Source organism: Micromonospora echinofusca (assembly GCF_900091445.1).
Classification (GTDB): Bacteria; Actinomycetota; Actinomycetes; order Mycobacteriales; family Micromonosporaceae; genus Micromonospora; species Micromonospora echinofusca.
On record NZ_LT607733.1, the window covers coordinates 1,726,655 to 1,749,127 of the forward strand.

19 protein-coding genes are annotated in these 22,473 nt (G+C 73.7%); 13 read left to right on the forward strand and 6 right to left on the reverse strand.

Annotated features, from left to right (window positions below):
* Positions 1-31 precede the first annotated feature (31 nt).
* Both GA0070610_RS07950 and GA0070610_RS07955 read left to right on the forward strand, forming a co-directional pair.
* Complete coding sequence (locus GA0070610_RS07950; protein ID WP_088999426.1) at positions 32-1,093, forward strand: ferrochelatase; 1,062 nt, start codon at positions 32-34, stop codon at positions 1,091-1,093.
* Positions 1,012-1,923, forward strand: a complete 912-nt coding sequence (locus GA0070610_RS07955) for an HAD-IIA family hydrolase (protein WP_172896445.1) — start codon at positions 1,012-1,014, stop codon at positions 1,921-1,923. Before GA0070610_RS07950 ends, GA0070610_RS07955 begins: the two co-directional genes overlap by 82 nt.
* A gap of 244 nt (positions 1,924-2,167) precedes the next feature.
* Here the strand turns inward: GA0070610_RS07955 and GA0070610_RS07960 are convergent, their stop codons facing one another.
* Positions 2,168-2,962 carry a hypothetical protein gene (locus GA0070610_RS07960; protein WP_088999427.1) on the reverse strand — a complete coding sequence of 265 codons (795 nt, stop codon included), beginning with the start codon at positions 2,960-2,962 and terminating at the stop codon, positions 2,168-2,170.
* A gap of 118 nt (positions 2,963-3,080) precedes the next feature.
* On the opposite strand from GA0070610_RS07960, the gene GA0070610_RS07965 reads away from it, so the two are divergent.
* Positions 3,081-3,890, forward strand: coding sequence for a DUF3097 domain-containing protein (locus tag GA0070610_RS07965; protein ID WP_088999428.1), 810 nt, complete (start codon positions 3,081-3,083; stop codon positions 3,888-3,890).
* Between the two features lie 78 nt (positions 3,891-3,968).
* Here the strand turns inward: GA0070610_RS07965 and GA0070610_RS07970 are convergent, their stop codons facing one another.
* Positions 3,969-5,285 (reverse strand): serine hydrolase domain-containing protein, encoded by a 1,317-nt coding sequence (locus GA0070610_RS07970; protein ID WP_088999429.1) that lies wholly within the window; start codon positions 5,283-5,285, stop codon positions 3,969-3,971.
* Between the two features lie 190 nt (positions 5,286-5,475).
* On the opposite strand from GA0070610_RS07970, the gene GA0070610_RS07975 reads away from it, so the two are divergent.
* From GA0070610_RS07975 to GA0070610_RS07990, 4 genes are all read left to right on the forward strand, one after another.
* Positions 5,476-5,949 (forward strand): NfeD family protein, encoded by a 474-nt coding sequence (locus tag GA0070610_RS07975; protein ID WP_088999430.1) that lies wholly within the window; start codon positions 5,476-5,478, stop codon positions 5,947-5,949.
* A 4-nt stretch (positions 5,950-5,953) separates the two neighbouring features.
* On the forward strand, positions 5,954-7,060 hold the full coding sequence (locus GA0070610_RS07980; RefSeq protein ID WP_088999431.1) for an SPFH domain-containing protein: 1,107 nt from the start codon (positions 5,954-5,956) through the stop codon (positions 7,058-7,060).
* A 147-nt stretch (positions 7,061-7,207) separates the two neighbouring features.
* Entirely contained in the window at positions 7,208-8,002 is a 795-nt protein-coding gene (locus GA0070610_RS07985) for a hypothetical protein (protein WP_088999432.1), read from the forward strand.
* Between the two features lie 143 nt (positions 8,003-8,145).
* Positions 8,146-10,380 (forward strand): transglycosylase domain-containing protein, encoded by a 2,235-nt coding sequence (locus GA0070610_RS07990; RefSeq protein WP_088999433.1) that lies wholly within the window; start codon positions 8,146-8,148, stop codon positions 10,378-10,380.
* Positions 10,381-10,413: 33 nt separating this feature from the next.
* Here GA0070610_RS07990 and GA0070610_RS07995 read toward each other — a convergent pair whose 3' ends face one another.
* Positions 10,414-11,037: a dTMP kinase gene (locus GA0070610_RS07995; RefSeq protein WP_231925968.1), complete on the reverse strand. Its 624-nt coding sequence runs from the start codon at positions 11,035-11,037 to the stop codon at positions 10,414-10,416.
* Between the two features lie 142 nt (positions 11,038-11,179).
* Here GA0070610_RS07995 and GA0070610_RS08000 point away from each other — a divergent pair, with 142 nt between their 5' ends.
* The gene (locus tag GA0070610_RS08000; RefSeq protein WP_088999435.1) at positions 11,180-11,743 is read left to right on the forward strand and encodes a dihydrofolate reductase family protein; all 564 of its coding nucleotides are present in this window, start codon (positions 11,180-11,182) and stop codon (positions 11,741-11,743) included.
* A 3-nt stretch (positions 11,744-11,746) separates the two neighbouring features.
* Here GA0070610_RS08000 and GA0070610_RS08005 read toward each other — a convergent pair whose 3' ends face one another.
* The gene (locus GA0070610_RS08005) at positions 11,747-13,609 is read right to left on the reverse strand and encodes a thiamine pyrophosphate-requiring protein (protein ID WP_089003356.1); all 1,863 of its coding nucleotides are present in this window, start codon (positions 13,607-13,609) and stop codon (positions 11,747-11,749) included.
* Positions 13,610-13,689: 80 nt separating this feature from the next.
* Here GA0070610_RS08005 and GA0070610_RS08010 point away from each other — a divergent pair, with 80 nt between their 5' ends.
* Positions 13,690-14,568, forward strand: coding sequence for a TrmH family RNA methyltransferase (locus GA0070610_RS08010; RefSeq protein ID WP_231926169.1), 879 nt, complete (start codon positions 13,690-13,692; stop codon positions 14,566-14,568).
* Positions 14,569-14,627: 59 nt separating this feature from the next.
* Positions 14,628-16,079, forward strand: a complete 1,452-nt coding sequence (gene argG, locus GA0070610_RS08015) for an argininosuccinate synthase (protein ID WP_088999437.1) — start codon at positions 14,628-14,630, stop codon at positions 16,077-16,079.
* 62 nt (positions 16,080-16,141) lie between these two features.
* Here argG and GA0070610_RS08020 read toward each other — a convergent pair whose 3' ends face one another.
* Positions 16,142-17,140 (reverse strand): quinone oxidoreductase family protein, encoded by a 999-nt coding sequence (locus GA0070610_RS08020; RefSeq protein ID WP_088999438.1) that lies wholly within the window; start codon positions 17,138-17,140, stop codon positions 16,142-16,144.
* Between the two features lie 86 nt (positions 17,141-17,226).
* Between GA0070610_RS08020 and GA0070610_RS08025 the strand changes: the two genes are divergently transcribed.
* Entirely contained in the window at positions 17,227-17,649 is a 423-nt protein-coding gene (locus GA0070610_RS08025) for a MarR family winged helix-turn-helix transcriptional regulator (RefSeq protein ID WP_088999439.1), read from the forward strand.
* Positions 17,650-17,810: 161 nt separating this feature from the next.
* Positions 17,811-19,595 carry a PucR family transcriptional regulator gene (locus GA0070610_RS08030; RefSeq protein WP_449288793.1) on the forward strand — a complete coding sequence of 595 codons (1,785 nt, stop codon included), beginning with the start codon at positions 17,811-17,813 and terminating at the stop codon, positions 19,593-19,595.
* Positions 19,596-19,687: 92 nt separating this feature from the next.
* On the opposite strand, the gene GA0070610_RS08035 is transcribed toward GA0070610_RS08030, so the two are convergent.
* Positions 19,688-21,037: a hypothetical protein gene (locus GA0070610_RS08035; RefSeq protein ID WP_088999441.1), complete on the reverse strand. Its 1,350-nt coding sequence runs from the start codon at positions 21,035-21,037 to the stop codon at positions 19,688-19,690.
* A gap of 89 nt (positions 21,038-21,126) precedes the next feature.
* Between GA0070610_RS08035 and murD the strand changes: the two genes are divergently transcribed.
* On the forward strand, positions 21,127-22,473 hold the full coding sequence (murD, locus tag GA0070610_RS08040; protein WP_088999442.1) for a UDP-N-acetylmuramoyl-L-alanine--D-glutamate ligase: 1,347 nt from the start codon (positions 21,127-21,129) through the stop codon (positions 22,471-22,473).

The window sequence follows — 22,473 nt, forward strand, 5'->3', positions numbered from 1 at the left end:
GCGGGGACGGCGACCGGGAAGAATGGGGCCCATGGCGTACGACGCGGTGGTCCTGGTGTCCTTCGGCGGACCGGAACGGCCCGAGGACGTGATGCCCTTCCTGCAGAACGTGACCCGGGGGCGCGGTGTGCCGCCGGAGCGGCTGGCGGAGGTCGCGGAGCACTACCAGCACTTCGGTGGCGTCTCCCCGATCAACCAGCAGTGCCGGGAGCTGCTCGCGGCGATCCGGGAGGACTTCGCCGCCAACGGCGTCGACCTGCCGGTCTACTGGGGCAACCGGAACTGGCACCCGATGCTCGCCGACACCGTGGCGCAGATGCGCGACGACGGCGTCACCCACGCCCTGGCGTTCGTGACCAGCGCCTACGGCGGCTACTCCTCCTGTCGGCAGTACCAGGAGGACATCGCCGCCGCCCGTGCGGCGGTCGGTCCGGACGCCCCGCCGATCGACAAGATCCGCCAGTTCTGGGACCACCCCGGCTTCGTCGAACCGCACGCCGACGCGGTACGGGCGGCGCTCGGCCGGCTCGACCCGGCGAAGCGGGACGGCACCCGGCTGGTGTTCACCGCGCACTCGATCCCGAACTCGATGGCCGCCAACGCCGGCCCCCACGGCGGCCGGTACGAGGCGCAGCTCACCGAGGCCGCCCGGCTGGTCCACGCGGCGGCGGCCCCGGACCTGCCCTGGGACCTGGTCTGGCAGAGCCGCTCCGGCCCGCCGCAGGTGCCGTGGCTGGAGCCGGACGTCAACGACCACCTGCGTACGCTGGCCGAGGCCGGCACCACCGCCGTGGTGCTCAGCCCGATCGGGTTCGTCTCCGACCACCTGGAGGTGGTGTGGGACCTGGACACGGAGGCGCGCCAGACGGCCGGGCAGCTCGGGCTGGACTTCGTCCGGGCCGCCACCCCCGGCGTCGACCCCCGGTTCGTGGCGATGATCCGTGAGCTGGTGCGGGAGCGCACCGAGCCCGACGGGGTCGCCCTGCGCCGCCGCCTCGGCGAGCTGCCGATGTGGGACACCTGCCCCACGGTGTGCTGCGTCCCGGCCCGCCGCCCCGCCGCCGCCCCGGCACCCGGGAACCCGGCCTCCTGACCGCCGCGCCGGCCCCGCCGGCGGCCCCGACACCCCTGGAACGAGTGACGATGCAGGACCGCAAGCCGGTGGAGAGCTGGCTGACCGACATGGACGGCGTGCTGGTGCACGAGGGCCAGCCCGTGCCCGGGGCGCCGGAGTTCGTCTCCCGGCTGCGCGCCTCCGGCAAGCCGTTCCTGGTGCTCACCAACAACTCGATCTACACGCCGCGCGACCTCACGGCCCGGCTGAGCCGGATGGGCCTCGACGTGCCGGAGCAGGCGATCTGGTCCTCCGCACTGGCCACCGCCCAGTTCCTGGCCGACCAGCGGCCGGGCGGCACCGCGTACGTGATCGGGGAGGCCGGGCTGACCACGGCGCTGCACGCGGTCGGCTACGTGCTGACCGACTTCGCCCCCGACTACGTGGTGCTGGGCGAGACCCGCACCTACAGCTTCGAGGCGATCACCAAGGCGGTCCGGCTGATCAACGACGGGGCACGGTTCATCTGCACGAACCCCGACGTGACGGGCCCGTCGGTGGAGGGCGCGCTGCCGGCCGCCGGCTCGGTGGCCGCGATGATCTCCAAGGCGACGGGGGTCGAGCCGTACTTCGTCGGCAAGCCCAACCCGATGATGATGCGCTCCGCGCTGAACACGATCAACGCGCACTCCGAGACGACCGCGATGATCGGCGACCGGATGGACACCGACATCCTGTGCGGGCTGGAGGCCGGCCTGGAGACGATCCTGGTGCTGACGGGGATCAGCAGCCGCGCCGAGGCGGAACGCTACCCGTACCGGCCCTCGCGGATCGTCGACTCCGTCGCCGACCTGGTCGACGAGGTCTGAGCGGTGCCACTGGCCGGCTGGGTCGCGGCGCCGGCTACCGACGCCGGCCGTGCAGTCCGCTGCTTCCGATACCACGCAGGTATTTTTATGCCGCAGGGGTATCAGCGTTCCCGACGGCACTGTCCATCACCTTCACGCGCCTTCGACGTCTTCCGTCAGCCAGGACGTCACCAGAACTGCGACCGGACCCACCACTTCTGACCCACACCGTAGGTGGGCCGGGCGCCCGGCCTCGCCGAGGCGGTCAGGGGCGCAGCGGGGCGTTGCAGGCGGCGACCAGGGCCTGCCGGCAGGCGGTGGTCAGCGGGCGCAGCGCGGCGTCGCGCTGCTGGGCCTCGTAGTTGTTGATCGCGCCGCCCGGCGTGGCGTGCCCGGCCAGCGCGAGCACCCGGTCGAGCACGGCGGCCCGGGCGAAGAGCCGCCGGGCCCGCGGGTCGAACCCGGGCGGCAGGTCCGTCGCGCCGTCGGGCCGGCGCAGCGCCTCCAGCGCCCCCGCCAGCTCGGGTCGCCACTGTGCGACGTCCAGCCGGGTCAGCGCGGCGGTGGTGTCGTGCAGCGCCGCCGCCAGCTCCGCCTCGGCCTCGGCGGCGCCGGGCAGCATGAGCGAGGCGGCCGGTGCGTTCGCCGGCAGCGGATAGACCCGCCAGAGCACCGTCTCGAAGGTGTCGCCGGAGCCCGACGTGTGCGTGCGCACGTGCGGGATCAGCCCGAGGCCCCCGGCGACGACGGCCTCGCCGGCCACCAGCGCCGCCCCCGCGAAGTCACCCGGACCGGGCAGCCCGCGCGGGTCGCCGGGCGCGGGCAGCACCAGCCGGATCTCGTCGGGCGAGAGCTTCGCGAGGGTGGGCAGCGCCTGGGGCAGGGGTACGTCGGTCCAGGTGCCGGGCGCGTCGGCGACCAGGTGCTCCTCGTCGCCGGCGATGGCGTCGGCCAGCTCGTCGAAGGGCACCAGCCCGGCGCGCCACGCGCGTACCCAGGCAACGAACCGGCTGGACCGGCGCGGTGTGAGAGTGGCCGCGCCCGCTGCGGGGGTGGACATGCCGAAAGGGTACGTGGTCACCGCCGCCCCTGTCTCGACTGCCGCTCCGACCACCCCGCCGCCCCTGGCCATGGCGTGTCGGGTGCGGGAGGAGGGGTGGGGGGTTAGCTTGATCGGCATGGGGCGGTATGCGGAGGACGTGCTGGCGGGGGACTGGCGGCGGCGGAAGGTCACGCCCGAGGTGGACGCCGAGCCGGATCTGGTGGTCGAGGACGCCGACTCCGGCTTCTGCGGTGCGGTGGTGGGCTTCGAGGCCGGCGCGGTGGTGTTGGAGGACCGGCACGGGCGCCGGCGCAACTTTCCGCTGCTGCCGGCGGCGTTCCTGCTCGACGGGCAACCCGTGACGCTGCGCCGGCCGACCCGCGCCCCGGTGCCGGCCGCCCGCCGCCGTACCGCCTCCGGCTCGATCGCGGTCGACGGCGTACGCGCCCAGGTCGCCAAGGCCAGCCGGATCTGGGTGGAGGGCGTCCACGACGCCGCCCTGGTCGAGCGGATCTGGGGCGACGACCTGCGCGTCGAGGGGGTGGTGGTGGAGCCGTTGGACGGCATCGACGCGCTCGACGCCGAGGTGCGCGACTTCGCGCCCGGCCCGGGCCGCCGCCTCGGCGTGCTCGTCGACCACCTCGTCGCCGGCTCCAAGGAGAGCCGGATCGTCGCGAAGGTGACCTCTCCGCACGTGCTCGTGACCGGGCACCCGTACGTCGACGTGTGGCAGGCCGTGAAGCCGGCGGCGCTGGGCATCCGGGCGTGGCCGGTGGTGCCGCCGGGACGACCGTGGAAGGAGGGCGTGTGCGCCGCGCTCGGGGTCGCCGAGCCGGCGGAGATGTGGCGGCACATCCTGTCCCGGGTGGACAGTTTCGCCGACGTGGAGACGCCGCTGATCAACGCGATGGAACGCCTGATCGACTTCGTGACCGAGCCGGCCTGAGCGCCGGCCCGGCGCGTCGGCGGGGGACGGACCTGGCCCAGGGCGGCCACACGCCGGACGACCCGGGCCGGCGGTCGCTCAGGGCTCCTGGTCGGGGGTACGGGTGAAGACGAAGGTGGCGATGTCGAGCGCCACCGCCCGCCCCGCCTCGTCGCGCAGCACCGACAGGATCTCGCCGTTCTCCGGGCCGGAGCGGCCCCGCCAGCGGTCGGGCCCTTCGGGTGCGAAGACGCTGACCCGCTCCCCGCGTACGTAGACGACCAGCTCGCCCCTGGCCGCGTCCCAGGTGACGTCGAGCGACGCCCCCATCCACCACCAGCGGCCGGTCACCTCGTCGACCTCGGCGGGCGGGGCGGCGGTGGCGGGCCGCCAGGGCTGCGGGAACGCCGGCTCGGCGTCCAGCACGGTGGTCAGGACCCGCAGCGCGAGCCCGCCGATCCCGCCGGTGCGGAAGCCGTACGAGTTGGCGAAGCCGATCACGCCGGTCCGGGACGGGCGGTGCACCGCCAGGGCGGCCACGTAGCCGGGCATCGAGCCGCCGTGCCCGACGTACACCCGCTCGCCCTGCCGGTAGAGCTCCAGCCCGAGGCCGTGCCCGCCGGTCCACGAGTCGACGTCGCTGATCGACACGGGGACGCACATCTCGGTCAGCGTTCCGGCCGCCAGCACCTGCGGCGCCGGGTCGGCCAGGAAGGCCGCCCAGCGGGCCAGGTCCTCGGCGGTCGACCAGAGCTGCCCGGCCGGGGCCATCGCCCCGGTGTCGGTGCGCGGCTCCTCCCGCAGCGTGTCGTGCCAGGGGTGCACGACGTAGCCGCGGGCGAACGGCTCGGTGGCCGCGTACGTGGTGCGGCGCATGCCGAGCGGCTCCAGCACGCGCTGGCGCAGCAGCTCGGCCCACGGGGTGCCGGTGATCCGCTCCAGCACCCCGCCGAGCAGCCCGTACGCCAGGTTCGAGTAGTGGTAGGCGCGGTGCGGGGGGTAGGCGATCTTCTCGGCGCCGACCCCGGCCAGCAGGGTGGCCAGGTCCCCGACCTCGGCGCGCTCCCACCACTGCCCGTCCGGCTCGCGACGCAGGCCGCTCGCGTGGCCGAGCAGCTGTCGCAGGGTGAGCGTGCCCACGCCGGTGTCCGGCAGGTGCTTCTCCAGCGGATCGTCCAGGGCCAGCCGGCCGGCGTCGCGCTCCTGCATGACCAGGGTGGCCGTCATGGTCTTGCTGATCGACCCGAGGCGGTACTGGAGGTCGGCGTCGGGGCGCGGGTGCTCGCCGGCGGTGGCGAGGTGCGTGAGCGCGCCGTCGCGCACCACGCCGACCAGCAGCGACGGCGTACGGCCGGCGGACTGCGCCGCGGCGATGAGGGCATCGACCTGGCGGATGGTCGCGGGCAGCAGGGACACGGGCTCTCCTCCGGGTGATTCCGGTGCCGTCGGGGTGGACCGTCGGCGTGCCGCCGAGCCTACTGATCTTCGTGCATCCACCGCCGCCCCGCGCCCCCCACCCGCGATCCGGTGGGCCGGCGGCACGTCGCCAGGACGAGTGGATCTTCGTGGGTGGGCTTCACGTGCTTCGACGTGTCACGATCGGGGGGTGGACGCCGTGTTGTGGATCGTGCTGGGTGTCGTTCTGGCGGTCGCTGAGATCTTCACGACGACGCTGTTTCTGATCATGTTCGCGGTCGGGGCCCTGGCCGCCGCGGGAGCGGCGGCGCTCGGCGCCCCGGTCGAGGTGCAGGCGATCGTCTTCGCCGGGGTGTCGGCGCTGACGGTGCTGGGCGTGCGGCCCACGCTGCGCAGGCACCGCCGCTCGGCGCTCGAGAGCGGCGAGCAGCCCTTCGGCGTGGAGGCGATCGAGGGCAGCACGGCGCTGGTGCTGGAGCAGGTCGACGCCGGGCAGGGCATGGTGAAGATCGACGGCGAGCTCTGGCAGGCCCGCTCCTACGACGCGAGCCAGCACTTCGCCCCCGGCGACCGGGTGCAGGTGATCCAGGTGCGGGGCGCTACCGCCCTGGTGTGGCGGGACGACGTTTCCCCTTCCGGTGAGCTACCCGAAGCGAAAAGGTGAGTACATGGAACTTGTGATCCCGGTCCTACTGATCGCCATCGCGCTGATCGGGGTGATCACCCTGGCCAAGGCGGTGCGGATCGTGCCGCAGCAGCGTCAGGACGTGGTCGAGCGGCTCGGCAAGTACAAGCGCACGCTCAACCCGGGGCTGAACATCCTGGTCCCGTTCGTCGACGCGGTGCGTACCAAGGTCGACATGCGTGAGCAGGTGGTCAGCTTCCCGCCGCAGCCGGTGATCACCTCCGACAACCTGGTGGTCTCGATCGACACGGTCCTCTACTTCAAGGTCGTCGACTCGGTGCGGGCCACCTACGAGATCTCGAACTTCCTCCAGGCCATCGAGCAGCTCACCGTCACCACGCTGCGTAACGTGATCGGCTCGCTGGACCTGGAGCGGGCGCTGACCAGCCGCGATCAGATCAACCGTCACCTGTCGGGCGTGCTGGACGAGACCACCGGCCGGTGGGGCATCAAGGTCACCCGGGTGGAGCTCAAGGCGATCGAGCCGCCGGCGAGCATCCGCGACTCGATGGAGAAGCAGATGCGCGCCGAGCGCGACCGCCGGGCGGCGATCCTGAACGCCGAGGGGCACAAGCAGTCGCAGATCCTCACGGCCGAGGGTGAGAAGCAGTCCGCGGTGCTGCGCGCCGACGGCGACCGGCAGGCCCGGATCCTCCAGGCCGAGGGTCAGGCGAAGGCGATCAAGACGGTGTTCGACGCGATCCACCAGGCGAACCCGAGCCAGAAGGTGCTCGCCTACCAGTACCTCCAGGCCCTGCCGCAGATCGCCAACGGCACCGCGAACAAGGTCTGGATCGTGCCGGCCGAGCTGACCAAGGCGCTGGAGGGCATGGGTGGCGCGCTGGGCGGGCTGAGCCGGATGGTCGGCGACGAGCCGGCGCCGGAGGCGGCCGGTAGCGCGAGCGAGGTGGAGCGCGAGGCGGCCGAGGCCGCGCAGGCCGCGGCCGCCGCCGCCCAGCAGATCCACGACGAGGTACGCGTCGCCGAGGCGCAGGCCACCGGCGGCAGGCCGCAAGGGCTGCCGGCACCCGAGCCGGTCTCCCCGGCGAGCCTGCTGCGCGACCCGGCCAACCAGCGCGAACGGGGCTGACGGCCCGGGCGCCGACCGCCCGAAAATGCGAGAAGAACTCATGGGGCGCTCCGTCGCCTGCCACCATCGGTCCTAGGACGGGCGGTGAGCAGGCATCGGGGCGCCCCGGCGCGTCCCGCACCGCTCGTCGGACGAGCGAGGTGACGCATGAAGGATCCGGCGAAGCGGGTACGCTCCTCGGCCCCGGTGCCCGGCGCGCACGACCCCACCGGGCCGATCGGCAGCCGGCGCACCGGCGGGGGGTTCGGCGTACTGCCCTTCGTCGAGCCGACCCCGGTCGGGCCGGCCACGAACGCCACCTGGGCCTGGTCGCTGCGCCGGCTCGCCCGCGGCGCGGTGTGGCTGCTGCCCGCGTACGCCATCCTCTACGCCGTCGTGGCGATGGGCAGCGACGGCGGGGTGGGCAACGACCCGTATCCGGCCGACGGCCGGCCCCTCTACCTGGTGGGCTGGGTGGCGGCGGTGTGGCTCGGGCTGCTCGCCCTGCTGGCGCTGACCGGGCTGCTGGCGGCGACCCGCGGCCGCCGGGCGGCCGTCGCCGGCCTGCTCGTGTCGATCGCCGGCACGGTGCTCATGCTGCCCTTCGCGGGCCTGGCGGAGCAGACCCCCGTCTTCGGCACCACCGCCCGCACCCTCGTGCTCGTCGGCGCCACCTGCTACAGCCTGGGCTGGCTGCTGACCGGCTGGTCCGTGGCCCGCTCCGGGACGTTCAGCATCGGCGACGGCGCCATGCTGATGATCGCCGCGCCGCTGCTGGGCGCCGGCGGCGCGATGATCGGCTCGTTGCAGACCTTCGGCGCGATCTTCGTGCTGATCGCCGGCATCGGCATCGGCTACCGCTCCGGCCGGCTGGTGCCCCGGGACATCGCCCGCGACGCCGCCAGCGCGAGCCTCACCGCCGCCCCGGCCGCGCCCGGCCCGAACGGTCCCCTGCCCACCTGAGCGGCGCACCGGCGGGTCCGGTGGGGCCCCCGGTGCCGCTGTGTCGCCGGGGATGGAAAGTCGCTGGCAGCGGGCGGTGAAGTTGCTGACAGCAGGGCTCCAGGGGTGGTCGGTTGGCCGCTTTCGTGGCAATCCTGGGGACCATGGCCCCACCCCGCCCGCCGCTGTCGCGGCTGTTCACCGTGCTGCTCGCCGGCGTGCTCGCCGGCCTCGTCCTGGCGGTCGCCGCGCTGCCGGGAAACCTGCTGCTCGGGTTCGCCGCCAAGGCCGCGGTCGGCTCGTACGCGGCGCTGCCCGAGGCGCTGCGCACCCCCGCCACGCCCCAGCGCTCCTACCTCTACGCCAACGACGGCAAGACGCTGATCACCACGTTCTACGACGTCAACCGCACCGACGTGCCGCTCGACGAGATCGCCCCGGTGATGCGGCAGGCGATCGTGGCGGCCGAGGACCGGCGCTTCTACGATCACGGCGGGGCCGACCTGCGCGGGCTGCTGCGGGCCGTGGTGTCGAACGTCTCCGGCGGCGGCCAGCAGGGCGGCTCCACGCTGACCATGCAGTACGTCCGCAACGTGCTCAAGACCGACCCGGGCCGCACCGCCGAGGAGCGCGCCGCGGCCACCGAGCAGACCGTCGGGCGCAAGATCCAGGAGATCCGGTACGCCACGGCGTTGGAGCAGCGCCTCAGCAAGGACGAGATCCTCAACCGGTACCTGAACATCGCGTACTTCGGCTCCGGGGCGTACGGCATCGCGGCGGCCAGCCAGCGCTACTTCGCCAAGCCCCCGGCGGAGCTGACCCTCGGCGAGGCGGCGCTGCTCGCCGGCCTGGTGCAGTCGCCGGAGGCGTACAGCCCGATCGACGGCGACGCGGACGCGGCGCTCCAGCGGCGCGGCTACGTGCTCGACTCGATGGTCGACACCGGCGCGATCAGCGCCGAGGAGGCCGCGCGGGCCCGCGCCGAGAAGCTGACCCTGCGCCCCACCGCCCAGCCCAACGGCTGCACCGCCGTCGCCCAGGGCCACGACGACTGGGGCTTCTTCTGCGACTACCTGCGGCAGTGGTGGCTCGCGCAGCCCGAGTTCGGGGCCAGCGTCGAGGAGCGCGAGCAGGCGCTGCGCCGGGGCGGCTACACCGTGGTGACCTCGCTGGACCCGCAGGTCCAGGCCACCGCGCAGAAGGAGGCCACCCGGGTCTACTCGTACGACAACAAGCGCGCCCTGCCGATCGCCGCCGTCGAGCCGGGCACCGGCCGGGTCCTGGCGATGGCGGTCAACCGGCACTACAGCCTCGATCCCAACCCCGACGGGCAGGCCAACCACCCCAACACCGTCAACCCGCTGATCTCCGGCGGCGACAGCGTGGACGGCTACCAGGCCGGCTCGACGTTCAAGCTCTTCACCATGCTCGCCGCGCTGGAGGCCGGCAAGCCGCTGTCCACCGGCTTCGACGCGCCCAGCCGGTTGCCCACCCGGTACGCCGCCGAGGGCGAGGGCAGCTGCGACGGCCGATGGTGCCCGGCCAACGCCAACCCGGAGTGGATGGACGGGTACCGGATGATGTGGGACGGCTTCGGCCGTTCGGTGAACACCTACTTCGTCTGGCTGGCCGAACAGGTCGGGCAGGAGAAGGTGGTCGAGATGGCCGAGCGCCTCGGCATCACCTTCCGGGCCGACGCCGACGCCACCTTCGCCGAGAACGACGCCGCCGACTGGGGCTCGTTCACCCTGGGCGTGACCGCCACCACCCCGCTCGACCTGGCCAACGCGTACGCCACCGTGGCCGCCGAGGGCACCTACTGCGCGCCGCTGCCGGTGGTCTCGGTGACCGCGCCGGACGGCCAGCGGGTGCCCGTCGGCGACCCGTCCTGCCGGCGGGTGCTCGACGCCGACGTGGCCCGGGCCGCCACCGACGCGGCCCGCTGCCCGGTCGGTCAGCAGTCCACGCTCGCGCAGTGCAACGGGGGCACGGCCACCTCCGTGAACCGGATCCTCGACGGCCGGCCGGTTGCCGGCAAGACCGGCAGCTCGGAGCGCAACGCCACCGAGACCTTCGTCGGCTTCACCCCGCAGGTCGCGGTCGCCGGCATCGCCGCCAACCCCGACGACCCGACCGACTCGGTGGGCGCGGCGGTGCAGGCGAAGGTGATCGACGCGGTCGCCCGGGTCATCGGCACCGCCGTCGCCGGCGAGCCGGAGAAGGCCTTCGCCGCCCCGAGCCGGGAGCTGATCGGCGACCCGCGCCGCCCGGTGGAGCGCCCACCGGTCGAGCAGCGCCGCCCGTCGGAGGAGCGCCGCCCGTCGGAGGAGCGGCGGCCGTCGCCCTCGGACGATCAGCGCCTTTCCGACCTGCGCCGCTGGCTGGAGCGCCGCGGCTGACCGACGGGCCGCCGAGCGGCGCCCGCTACCGGATCACGGCCGGTCGGCCCGATACCGGGGCCCCAGAGCCGTACGCAGCACGCGGTCGAGGGCGGCGCGGACCTCGGCCGGCCCGCCGTCCGCGTCGACGACGGTGAACGAGCCGAACTCCGGCAGCTCCCGGTAGCCGGCGTCCAGCGCGCGCAGGTAGGGCAGTTCCTCGGTGTCGACGCCCCGGGCCAGCACCCGCTGCTGCGCCAGCTCGGGCGAGACCGCCAGGAAGCAGACCACGCCCGGGCGCGGGAAGATCGCGTACGCCAGCCGCGCCAGCCGCCCGCCCCGGTCGCCGCGGACCCGCATCACCACGTACTGGCACCAGGACCACCGGTCCATCACCGCCGCGCGGCCGGTCAGCCGGGACACCAGCACCGCCCGGGCGATGGCGAGCCAGCGTACGCTCGCCTCGAGCGCCACGTAGCCGGTGCGACCGAACAGGTGCGGCCCGTCGCGGCGGCCCAGGGCGTGGGCGAGCCGGTTCCACAGCGGCCGGCCGCCGGGGTTCTCGAAGTAGGTGGCCGGCACCCCCGCCGCTCGGAGTCGGTCGGCCAGCGCCTTCGCCTGGGTGGTCTTCCCGGCCCCGTCGATGCCGACCAGGGCGATGATCGTCGCTCCGCGCACAAGCGGCACGGTAGCGATGCCGGACCAGTCGCCGAAGATCCCCGAAGAAGAGTCGTCCGGGGATGTCAAAGCCGGCGCCGCCGCTCCGACCACCTGGCGAGGACGCCCACGAGGGGCGTCGCGACGCCAGCGGGAGCAAGACATGCGAGAGATCATCTACGGGGTGCACCAGTCGCTCGACGGGTTCATCGAGGGGCCGAACGGCGAGTTCGACTGGCCGCAGATGGGGGACGAGTTGTCCGCGTACTCGCTGGCGCAGTGCGAGCAGGTCGGCGGGTTCCTCTACGGCCGCCGGGTCTGGGAGCTCATGGCCGGTTACTGGCCGCAGGTCGAGTCGATCTCCGAGCACCCGCACGACCTGGCGTTCGCGCCGATCTGGCGGCGTACGCCGAAGGTGGTCGTCTCGCGCACCCTCACCGGGGCCGAGCACGGCGCGCAGGTGGTCGGGGGTGCCGACCTCGGCAAGGAGGTCAGCGCGCTCAAGGAGCAGCCGGGCGGCGACCTGCTGCTCCTCGGCGGCGCCGGGGCCGCCGGCGCGCTGACCGGACTCGACCTGATCGACGAGTACCAGATCTTCGTGCACCCGGTGGTGCTCGGCGGCGGCAAGCCGGTCTTCGCGCCCAGCGAGCGGATGGGTCTGCGCCTGGTCGACTCGCGGGTCTTCGACGGCCGGTCGGTCCTGCTGCGCTACCGCCGGGAGGGCTGACAGTCAGCCCCGCCCGCGTCCCGACCGGAGGGTGGCGACCGCCGTGGGCAGGCCCCGCCGGATGATGCCCGCCCAGTCGGTGTCGCCGCGCAGGACGGCGGCGGCGGTGTTGCGGGCCTGCTCGGCGGTGAAGTGCGGCGGCAGCATCAGCTCGGCCGGGTCGACCAGGGCGTTGACGACCACCGGCCGGTCCGCGCTCAGCGCCCGCTCCCAGACGCCCGGCACCTGCTCCGGCGCGTCGACCAGCTCGCCGCCCAGGCCCAGCACCTCCGCCCACCGGTGGTAGGCGATGTCGGGCAGCTGCTGGCTGTCGGGGAACATCGGCGTTCCCTCGCTGGAGCGCTGCTCCCAGCTGACGAAGGCGAGGTCCCGGTTGTTGAGCACCAGCACCACGAACCGCGGGTCCGACCAGCTCCGCCAGTACTTGGCCACCGTGACCAGCTCGTTGACCCCGTTCATCTGCATCGCGCCGTCGCCGATCAGGGCCACCAGCGGGCGGTCCGGGTGGGCGAACTTGGCGGCCAGCGCGTACGGCATCGCGCCACCCATCGAGAGCAGGGTGCCGGAGAGGCTGGCCAGCATGCCGGGGCGCACCTGGACGTGCCGGGCGTACCAGGCGGTCGTGGTGCCGCAGTCGACCGAGATCATCACGTCGTCCGGCAGCCGGTCGCTGAGGGTGGCGAAGAGCAACTGCGGGTTGACCGGGTCGGCGGACTGCCCGGCCAGCTCCCGCTGCGTACGCCGCCAGGCCGTGGTGGCCTTGCCGATCGTCGCCCGCCAGCGGGTCGGCCCCGGGCCGGGCCCGAGCTCGCGCAGCAGGGCCCGCAGGGTCGGCCCGGCGTCCCCGGTGAGGTTCACCTCGGTCGGGTACCGCAGCCCCAACTGCGTGCCGTCCCGGTCGATCTGCACCGCGCGGGCCCGCCCCTGCGGCGGGTAGAACTCCGAGTAGGGCATGTTGCTGCCCACGATCAGCAGCCGGTCGCACTCGTTCATCAGCTGCCAGCTGGGCCGGGTGCCGAGCAGGCCGATGGCGCCGGTCACCCACGGCTCCCGGTGGTCGACCGCGGCGAACCCGAGCAGCGCCGCCGCCACCCCCGCGCCGAGCCGGTCGGCGACGGCGCGGACCTCGTCGACCGCGCCGAGCGCGCCCTGCCCGACGAGCATGGCGACGCGTTCGCCGCCGCCCAGCACCTCGGCGGCCCGGCGCAGGTCGGCCTCCGGCGGCACCGTGGGGCCGGTGCCGGGCACGTCGCTGGTGCGGTAGTAGCCGTGCGCGTGCGGCGGTTCCGGCACCGCCGGCGCGCCCTGGATGTCCGACGGCAGCACCAGCGCGGTGACGGTACGCCGCGCCAGTGCCGTGCGGCAGGCCCGGTCGACCAGGTGGCGTACCTGGCTGGGGTGGTCGAGCTGGGCCAGGAAGGCGGCGGCCACGTCCTTGTAGAGGGCGAGCAGGTCCACCTCCTGGTAGTAGCCGCCGCCCTCGGCGGTGAGCGCGGTGTGCCCGACCAGGGCGACCACCGGCTGGTGGTCCAGCTTGGCGTCGTACAGGCCGTTGAGCAGGTGGATCGCGCCGGGGCCGCTGGTCACCAGCGCGCAGCCGAGCGGCCCGCCGCCGTACTTGACGTGGGCCGAGGCCGCGAAGCCGGCGGTCTCCTCGTGCCGGACCTGGACGAACTGCGTCCGTTCCCCGGTGCGCTGCAGCGCCGAGGTCAGGCCGTTGATGCCGTCGCCGGGATAGCCGAAGTAGCGGCGTACGCCCCAGCCGGCCAGCCGGTGCACGATGTGGTCCGCGACGGTGGCGTCGCGCGGTAGCGGGCCCAGGTCGACGCGCCGTCCGTCCGGGTGTTCGGCGGCCGGCCCCGGCATGCCCATGGGACGTACGTTCACCTGGCTGTCCTTCCGTCGGTCCGACCGCTCCGGCCCGCCATTCCCCTTCTTACCCGGACATAACGCCCCAGGGTGCCCCGGCGTCGGGCGGCCCGGGGCGGCTGCCGCGCGTCCGGCAGAATCGGCGGGTGCCCATCCACCCCATCACCGACCCCGACGACGACCGGATCGCCGACTACCGGGCGCTGACCGACGTCGAACTGCGCACCCGCTGGGAGCCGCCGCACGGCCTGTTCATCGCCGAGGGCGAGCTGGTGCTGCGCCGGGCGCTGCGGGCCGGCTATCCGGCCCGGTCGTACCTGGTGGACGCCAAGCGGGTCGACCAGCTCGCCGATCTGGACACCGGCGACGCCCCGGTCTACGCCGCCACCCAGGACGTGCTGCAGCGGGCCACCGGCTTCCACGTGCACCGGGGCGTGCTGGCGTCGTTCCGGCGCAAGCCGCTGCCGGTCGCCGCCGACGTCCTGGCGGCGGCCCGACGGGTGGTGATCCTCGAGGACGTGAACAACCACACCAACCTCGGGGCGGTCTTCAGGGGCGCCGCCGCGCTCGGCATCGACGCGGTGCTGCTGTCGCCGTCCTGTGCCGATCCGTTGTACCGGCGCAGCGTCCGGGTCAGCATGGGGGAGGTCTTCGCGGTGCCGTACGCCAAGCTCGAGCAGTGGCCCGCGGGCCTGGACCAGGTGCGGGAGGCGGGCTTCACCGTGCTCGCCATGACGCCGGCCCCGGACGCCGTGCCGATCCAGCGGCTCACGCCAGCGCAGCGCGAGCGTGCGGCGCTGCTGCTCGGGGCCGAGGGCCCCGGCCTCACCGCGGCGGCCCAGTCCGCCAGCGACGTACGGGTGGTCATCCCGATGCGGCGGGGGGTGGACTCGTTGAACGTGGCCGCCGCGGCCGCGGTCACCTTCTGGGAGCTGGGCCGTGACGACTTCGCCTGACGCAGCGGCGCGTGCGCCGCTATTTGCATGCCCATGCGGGCTGGTGCATAATCTTCCCTGTGTCCAAGGTTCTCACCTCCCTGCCCATCGGTGAACGTGTCGGCATCGCCTTCTCCGGCGGCCTCGACACCTCGGTCGCGGTCGCGTGGATGCGCGACAAGGGCGCCGTGCCGTGCGCCTACACCGCCGACATCGGCCAGTACGACGAGCCCGACATCGCCTCGGTGCCGGGTCGCGCGCTCAGCTACGGCGCCGAGGTCGCCCGGCTGGTCGACTGTCGCGCCGCCCTGGTCGAGGAGGGTCTGGCGGCGCTGACCTGCGGGGCCTTCCACATCCGCTCGGGCGGGCGAGCGTACTTCAACACCACCCCGCTGGGCCGGGCCGTGACCGGGACCCTGCTGGTGCGGGCGATGATCTCCGACGACGTCCAGATCTGGGGCGACGGCTCGACGTTCAAGGGCAACGACATCGAGCGGTTCTACCGCTACGGCCTGCTGGCCAACCCGCAACTGCGCATCTACAAGCCGTGGCTCGACACCAACTTCGTCGCCGAACTGGGCGGGCGCAAGGAGATGTCGGAGTGGCTGCTCGAACGCGGCCTGCCGTACCGGGACAGCACCGAGAAGGCGTACTCCACCGACGCCAACATCTGGGGCGCCACGCACGAGGCGAAGACCCTCGAGCACCTCGACACCGGCATCGAGACGGTCAACCCGATCATGGGAGTCCGGTTCTGGGACCCGTCGGTGGAGATCCCGACCGAGGACGTCACGATCGGCTTCGACCAGGGCCGCCCGGTGACGATCAACGGCAAGGAGTTCGGCAGCCCCGTCGACCTGGTGCTGGAGGCCAACGCCATCGGCGGCCGGCACGGCATGGGCATGTCGGACCAGATCGAGAACCGCATCATCGAGGCCAAGAGCCGGGGCATCTACGAGGCGCCCGGCATGGCGCTGCTGCACGCCGCGTACGAGCGGCTGGTCAACGCTATCCACAACGAGGACACCCTGGCCAACTACCACAACGAGGGCCGCCGCCTCGGTCGCCTGATGTACGAGGGCCGCTGGCTGGACCCGCAGGCGCTGATGCTGCGCGAGTCGTTGCAGCGCTGGGTCGGCACGGCGGTCACCGGCGAGGTGACGCTGCGGCTGCGCCGGGGCGAGGACTACTCGATCCTCGACACCACCGGCCCGGCGTTCAGCTACCACCCCGACAAACTGTCGATGGAGCGTACGGAGGACTCGGCGTTCGGCCCGTCGGACCGGATCGGCCAGCTCACCATGCGTAACCTCGACATCGCCGACTCGCGGGCGAAGCTGGAGCAGTACGCCACCCTCGGCATGGTCGGTGGCCCGACCCCGCAGCGGATGGTCGGCGCCGCGCAGGCGGCCTCGACCGGGCTGATCGGTGCGATGCCGCAGGGCGGCGCGGAAGCCATCGCCTCCCGGGGCGTCTCCTCCGGCGACGACGAGGCACTCGACCGCGCCGCGATGGAGTTCGGCGTCGACTGAGTGACGCCGGACGTTCCCCGAGGGCCCCTCGGCGGGAGGGCCCTCGGGCCGCGTCGCTCGTTCTACCCGACCCTGAGGGCCAGCTTCCCGACGTAGTGATCGTTCAGGGCGCGATGCGCGTCCCCAGCCCGCTCCAACGGGAAGGTCCGGGCGACGTGGACCTCGAAGGGGCTCGCCTCGATGATCGTGTTCAGCCGATCGGTGGCGGTGTGGCTCCGATCCCCGTCGTAGTGGGACAGGGGCGCGCCCGGCGACGTCATCGGCACGGGCAACACACCGTTCGGCCAGGCGATCCGTCCCGACTTCCTGATCGCGCGGAGGGATCGTTCGGCGACCTCGCCGCCCACGGTGACCAGAGCAGCGTCGAGCCCGCCCGGTGCGAACTCTAACGCCGCAGCTAGCACGTCGTCTCTGCGACCGTCGACGGCGTCGTCGGCGCCCAGCCGCCGGGCCAGGGCGACCCCGTCGTCACCGGAGGCCACGGCCAGCACCCGGATGCCGCTGTGCCGCGCCAGCTGCACGGCCATGTGCCCGATACCCCCGCTGGCCCCGAAGACCATGAGCGTCTCGTCCGGCCGCAGGCCGAGCAGATCGAGACCGCTCAGGGCGGTCAGGGCGTCCCAGGGCATCGCGCCGGCCTGTCCGGTCGGCAGTCGGTCGGGCACGCGAGCCACGAACTCCGCCTCGACGACGGCGTACTCGGCGTAGGAGCCACCACGCGGCACCGGCATCGTCGCGGCGTAGACCCGCTCGCCCACGTCGAACCGCGTGACGTTGTGGCCGACCGCGGCCACCGTGCCCGCCGCGTCCCAGCCGAGGACGTAGGGGAAGGTCGACGCGATACCGAAGACGCCGTCGTATTCCCCCTCCCGCTCGCCCGCGTCCCAGGACCCGACCCCGGCGAACTCCACCCGGATGAGGACGTCGTCGTCGCCGACCTGCGGGAGCGGTATCCGGCGCGACGAGAGTGCGTCGACTCCGCCGAACCGGTCAAGGACGACCGCGTTCATCTGCGGCACCACGATCGCGCCGCCCGTTGGGCGCTCGACTCTGCTCTCCATCGGCCCCCCTCGTTTGCTTGAGTGCATCAAGGATCATTGGACCACAGGTATTTGAGTGAATCAAATACATCATCTAGGCTGGGGACATGGCGCTGCCGAACGGACCCGTGACCGCCTCGTCCGAGGCCGAGGTCGTCCTGTTCGACCTGGTCGACGTGTACGACCGCGCCTACGAGGCGGCGGCAGTCGAGCTGTCACTCAGCCCGGCGCAGGCGTGTGTACTCGGGCGGCTCGACGAGCGACGGGGCATGGGCGCCCTGGCCGAGGAACTGGGCTGCGATGCCTCCAACATCACCCAGATCGTCGTGCGTCTCGAAGCGCTCGGCCTCGTGGCCCGCGAGCCGGATCCCCGGGACCGTCGCGCCCGACTCGTCGGGAGAACCCCCCGGGGAGACGAGGTCAACCAACGGTTCGCCGAGGCCTTCACCTTCGCCCGCACGGCGGTCGGACGACTCTCACCCGACGAGCAGGACCAGTTGACGGCGCTGCTGCGCAAGGCGCTGGGCTGACCCGCACCCCGGCCGCACCCGTCACGCTGGAGACGACGCTTCACGCAAGCGGGCCGTACCGGGCCGGGACCGGGCAGCGTGGTCCGATACTGGGTGGCGCGGGCCGAAACCCGAGCGGCTGTCCGTGCGGAATTGACATCACGGACGGTAGCGTGTCGCCCGTGTTTCCTACCGTCCGTGAGGTGCTCGCGCTGGGCCCCGTCCGCCACGGCGCTCCGCGCCTGGTCGCCGGGGACGCCGGCCTCGACCGCCCGGTGCGCTGGGTGCACGTCACCGAGGTACCCGACATCGCCCCCCTGCTCAGCGGCGGGGAGCTGGTGCTGACCACCGGCATCGGGTTGCCCGCCGACGACGCCGGGCTGCGCGCGTTCATCGGCGACCTGGCGGACGTCGGCGTCTCCGGTTTGGTCGTCGAGCTGGGCCGCCGGTACGCCAGCGCGGTGCCCCGGGTGATGGCCGCCGCCGCGCAACGGCGGGGGCTGCCCCTGGTCGAGCTGCGGCGGGCCACCCCGTTCGTCCGGATAACCGAGGCTGTACACGCGTTGATCGTCGACGCCCAGCTGACCGAACTACGGGCGACGGAGGAGATCCACCAACGCTTCACGGAGCTGTCGGTGGAGGGCGCCGGCCCCGGCGAGGTGGTCCGGCAGGCCGCCGAACTCTCCGGCTGCCCGGTGGTGCTGGAGAACCTCTCCCGGCAGGTGCTCGCGTACGACCCGGCGGGGGAGAGCGCCGAGCTGCTGCTGGACTGCTGGGAGCAGCACTCCCGGCGGATCCGGCCGGCGGGACGGACCGCGTACGACGCCGACAACGGCTGGCTGGTCACCACCGTCGGCGCCCGGGGGCAGGACTGGGGCCGGCTGCTGCTGCGCTGGCCGGGCGAGGGTGACCTGGCCGCCGACCGGCGCGGGTTCGAACCGGGCGAGGAGGGCGGCGCGCCCGTCGGCGTCGCCGCGCCGCCGATGGCCCCACCCACCCGGCTGACCATCCTGGTCGAGCGGGCCGCCTCGACGCTGGCCCTCGGTCGGCTGATCCGGCGCGACGCCGAGGGCCTGGAGCGGCAGATCCACCGTACGCTGCTCACCGCCCTGCTCGACCACTCGCTGCCGGTCGACGAGGTGTCCCTGCGGGCCCGGGCGCTCGGCGTGGTGCTGGAGCGCCGGCACCTGGTCGGGGTCATGGTGCGGCATCGCGGCGACGACCCGACAGGGGAGGGCGGCCCGCTCGCGGAGCCCGGCCACCCGGCGGAGGCCGGCGCGGCTGGCCCGCAGGCCGGCCCGGCGCGCCTGCGGGACCTGGCCGAGGCCGTCGGACAGGCGTTGCGCGAGGCGAAGCTGACCGGGCTGACCAGCGCCGTCGACGACCAGGCGGTCGGCGTGCTGCTCGCCCTGCCGGAGCCGGCGGCCGAGGAACGGGCGTTGGCCGCGTTCGCCACCGCCCTGCGCCGCACCCGTCCGGACGCTCCCGCCCGCTCGAACGGTGCGCCGCCGCAGGGCGGGGCGGTGCTCGTCGCGGCCGGGTCGGGTGTGGCCGGCCTGCGCGAGGCGCGACGGTCGCTGATCGAGGCCCGGCAGATCGCCGACGCCGCCCGCCGGGACCGGCGGGACCTGCCGGTCTTCCGGCTGCCGCACGTGGGGCTGGCGGGGCTGCTGCACCTGCTGCGCGACGAGCCCCGGTTGCAGACCTTCGTCGAGCGGGAACTCGGCGCGCTGCTCGCCTACGACGCGCAGCACCCCCGGGAGCAGTTGCTCGGCACGCTGCGCGCGTACCTGGAGCAGGGCCGGAACAAGTCGGCGGCGGCCGGCGCGGCGCACCTGTCCCGGCCGGCGTTCTACGAGCGCCTGGCCCGGATCCGCCGCGTCCTGGACGTGGACCTCGACTCGGTGGAGGCCTGCCTCTCCCTCCACGTCGCACTCCTGGCCCTGGACGCCATCCGCACCCCCTGACCCTCCTTGCCCCGTCGACCATGAGGTTGTTGTCGCGACACGCCGAGGCGGAGCGCAACAACTTCATGATCGACGGGCGGGGAGAGGGGCGGTCAGGGGAGGGGGGTGAGGGCCTTCGCGTACGGCGGGGGGACGTGGTTCGGGCCGCCCGGGGTGAAGACGTCCGAGGTGGCCGCCGCCGACCAGGCCGTCGCCGGAACCGCGTCGACCAGGGCGCGTACGACCGGGGCGTCGCGCCACTGGTCCTGCTCGGCGAGCAGGCTCAACGCCACCACCGACTCCTCCACCTCGCCGACGCACTCGAACGGCTTGTGCCCGTCCACGCCGAGCAGCTCCCGGTAGCCGGGGATCTGCGAGGAGTCGGCGAGCAGGTCGCCGCCGAAGATGTGGGTGACCCGCTCGCGGGACATGAACGGCGCCATGGCCAGGAAGACGAACCGGCACTTCGGGCAGTCGCGGCACCAGCGCTCGCTGGCGTCGCGCAGCTTGAACGCGGCGTTGCAGCTGGTCACGACGTCGTCGTAGCGGTCGATCTCGGCGAACGCGCGGGCGATGTGCAGCTCCGACAGCGAGCGCAGCAGGGAGAAGTACGGCTCGGTCAGCCCGGCGTGCTCGGCCAGCGCCGCCCGCAGCAGCCCCTCCGCCTCCACGCCCTTGGACCACTGGTGGTTGATCTCGTGGCCGTTCCAGAGCAGGTTCGGGTCCGACGCGGACCGCTCGTTCGACATCACCACCGGGCCCAGCCCGTGCAGCACCGCCGTGGCGACCGCGATCAGCGAGTTGATCGCGGTGACCGGGATGTGGCCGTTGCGCGCTCCGGCGGCGTTCAGCTCGAACAGCACCGGGTCGATGCGCCGCCGGGCGGCGAGCGGGGCCAGCCCGGACGCCTCGTTCACCGCGACGATCACGTGGTTGGGGTTGACCGAGAACGGCACCGGGTCGAACCCGGCCCGGCGCAGCGCCTCCAGGCTGACGATGGAGTCCTTGCCGCCGCCGACCGCGGAGAGCGGACGCCGGTCGGAGTCGTCGTACACCCGGGGGGCGGACACCTCGCCCGCCGGCACCTCCGGACGCAGTTCGAGCACGTGCGGCAGCTGGTTGCGGTACGCGTACTCCGCGAGGCCCTTGGTGTAGACGGCGGTGACCAGCTCGGCGGCGGCCGTGCCCAGCGGCGCCGGCAGCACCAGGCGGGGCGGGGCGGCGGCCTTGTAGTAGCTGACGCCGGCGACGACGTGCAGCAGCTCCAGCACCCGGCCGAGGGTCGCCACGGTCTCGTCCGACGGCGGCGCGTCCGGCAGGGGGAGGGTGACCACCTCGGTGAACCGCTGCTCGCCGTCGGGGCCGGTGAGGGCGTAGTCGAACAACACCTCCCCGGTGGAGAGGTCGATCGAGTAGGACGGGAAGGTGAAGGCGTCCATCCGCCGCAGCTGCTCATTGGGCACACGCCATACTAGGCCCTGGTTCGTCCGGCCGTGTCCGGCTGCGGCGGACCCGCCCCCGTCCCACCGTCGAGATCCCCCGAGGAGAGCCAGTGCGCCTGTCTGACCTGCGCGGACGTACCGTCGCCGTCTGGGGGGCCGGCCGGGAGGGCCGGGCCGCGGTGATCGCGATCGCCGCGCACGGCCCGGCCGACCTGGTCGCCGTCGACGACAGCGCCAACTTCCTCAGCCTGCCCTGGGAGGGGCCCCTGGCCGAGGCGGCGCCGCTGGTCACCGGCGAGGAGGGCTTCGCCCGGCTGGCCGCCGCCGACGTGGTGGTCCGTTCGCCCGGCGTGCCGCAGACCCACCCGTGGCTGGTCGAGCTGCGCCGGCGCGGCGCGACCGTGACCCAGGGCACGGCGCTGTGGATGGCCGACCACGCCGCCCGTACGGTCGGCGTCACCGGCAGCAAGGGCAAGAGCACCACGTCCAGCCTGATCAGCCACCTGCTCGCCGCCGTGGACCGACCGAACGTCTTCGGCGGCAACATCGGCGTGCCGACGCTGGACCTGCCGGAGGCGGAGCTGTACGTGCTGGAGCTCTCCAGCTACCAGTGCAGCGACCTGACGGACTCGCCGCGCGTGGCGGTGGTCACCTCGCTCTTCCCCGAGCACCTCGACGCGCACGGCGGCGAGCGCGAGTACTACCGCGACAAGCTCAACCTGCTGGCGCACGGGCCGCGGACCGTGGTGGTCAACGGCGCCGACCCGAGGCTCGCCCTCGAACTGGGCGACCGCGCGGCGGTACGCGCCGGCCTGCCGGACACCGTCCACGTGGCCGGCGGCGCGGACGGTACGCCCTGGTTCCACCTCGGCGACCGGCCGCTGTTCCCGCGCGCCGTGCTGCCGCTCGTGGGCCGGCACAACGAGGGCAACCTCTGCGTGGCCCTCGCCGTGCTCGACGCGCTCGGCGTCGACGTGGTGGCCCGCAAGGACACCCTGGCCGTGGCGGTCGCCGGATTCCAGGGGCTGGCCCACCGGCTCACCGAGATCGCCGACCCGTCCGGCCTGACCTTCGTCGACGACACCCTCGCCACCAGCCCGTACGCGGCCATGCACGCCATCGACGCGTACGAGGGGCGGCCGTTGACGGTGATCGTCGGCGGCACCGACCGGGGCCTGGACTACACGCCGCTGCGCGAGCACCTCGCGGAGCGCGAGCTCACCGTGCTCGGCATCCCCGACAGCGGCGCCCGGATCGTCGAGGCGCTCGCCGGGCTGCCGAAGGTGCGCACCGAGGTGGTCGACGACCTGGTCGCCGCCGTCCGGCTGGCCCGCGAGCTGACCCCGGCCGACGGGGTGGTGCTGCTCTCTCCGGCCGCGCCGAGCTACGGGCGGTTCCGTAACTTCGAGCACCGCTCCGAGGTCTTCGCCCAGGCCGTACGCGACACCGCCGGCTGA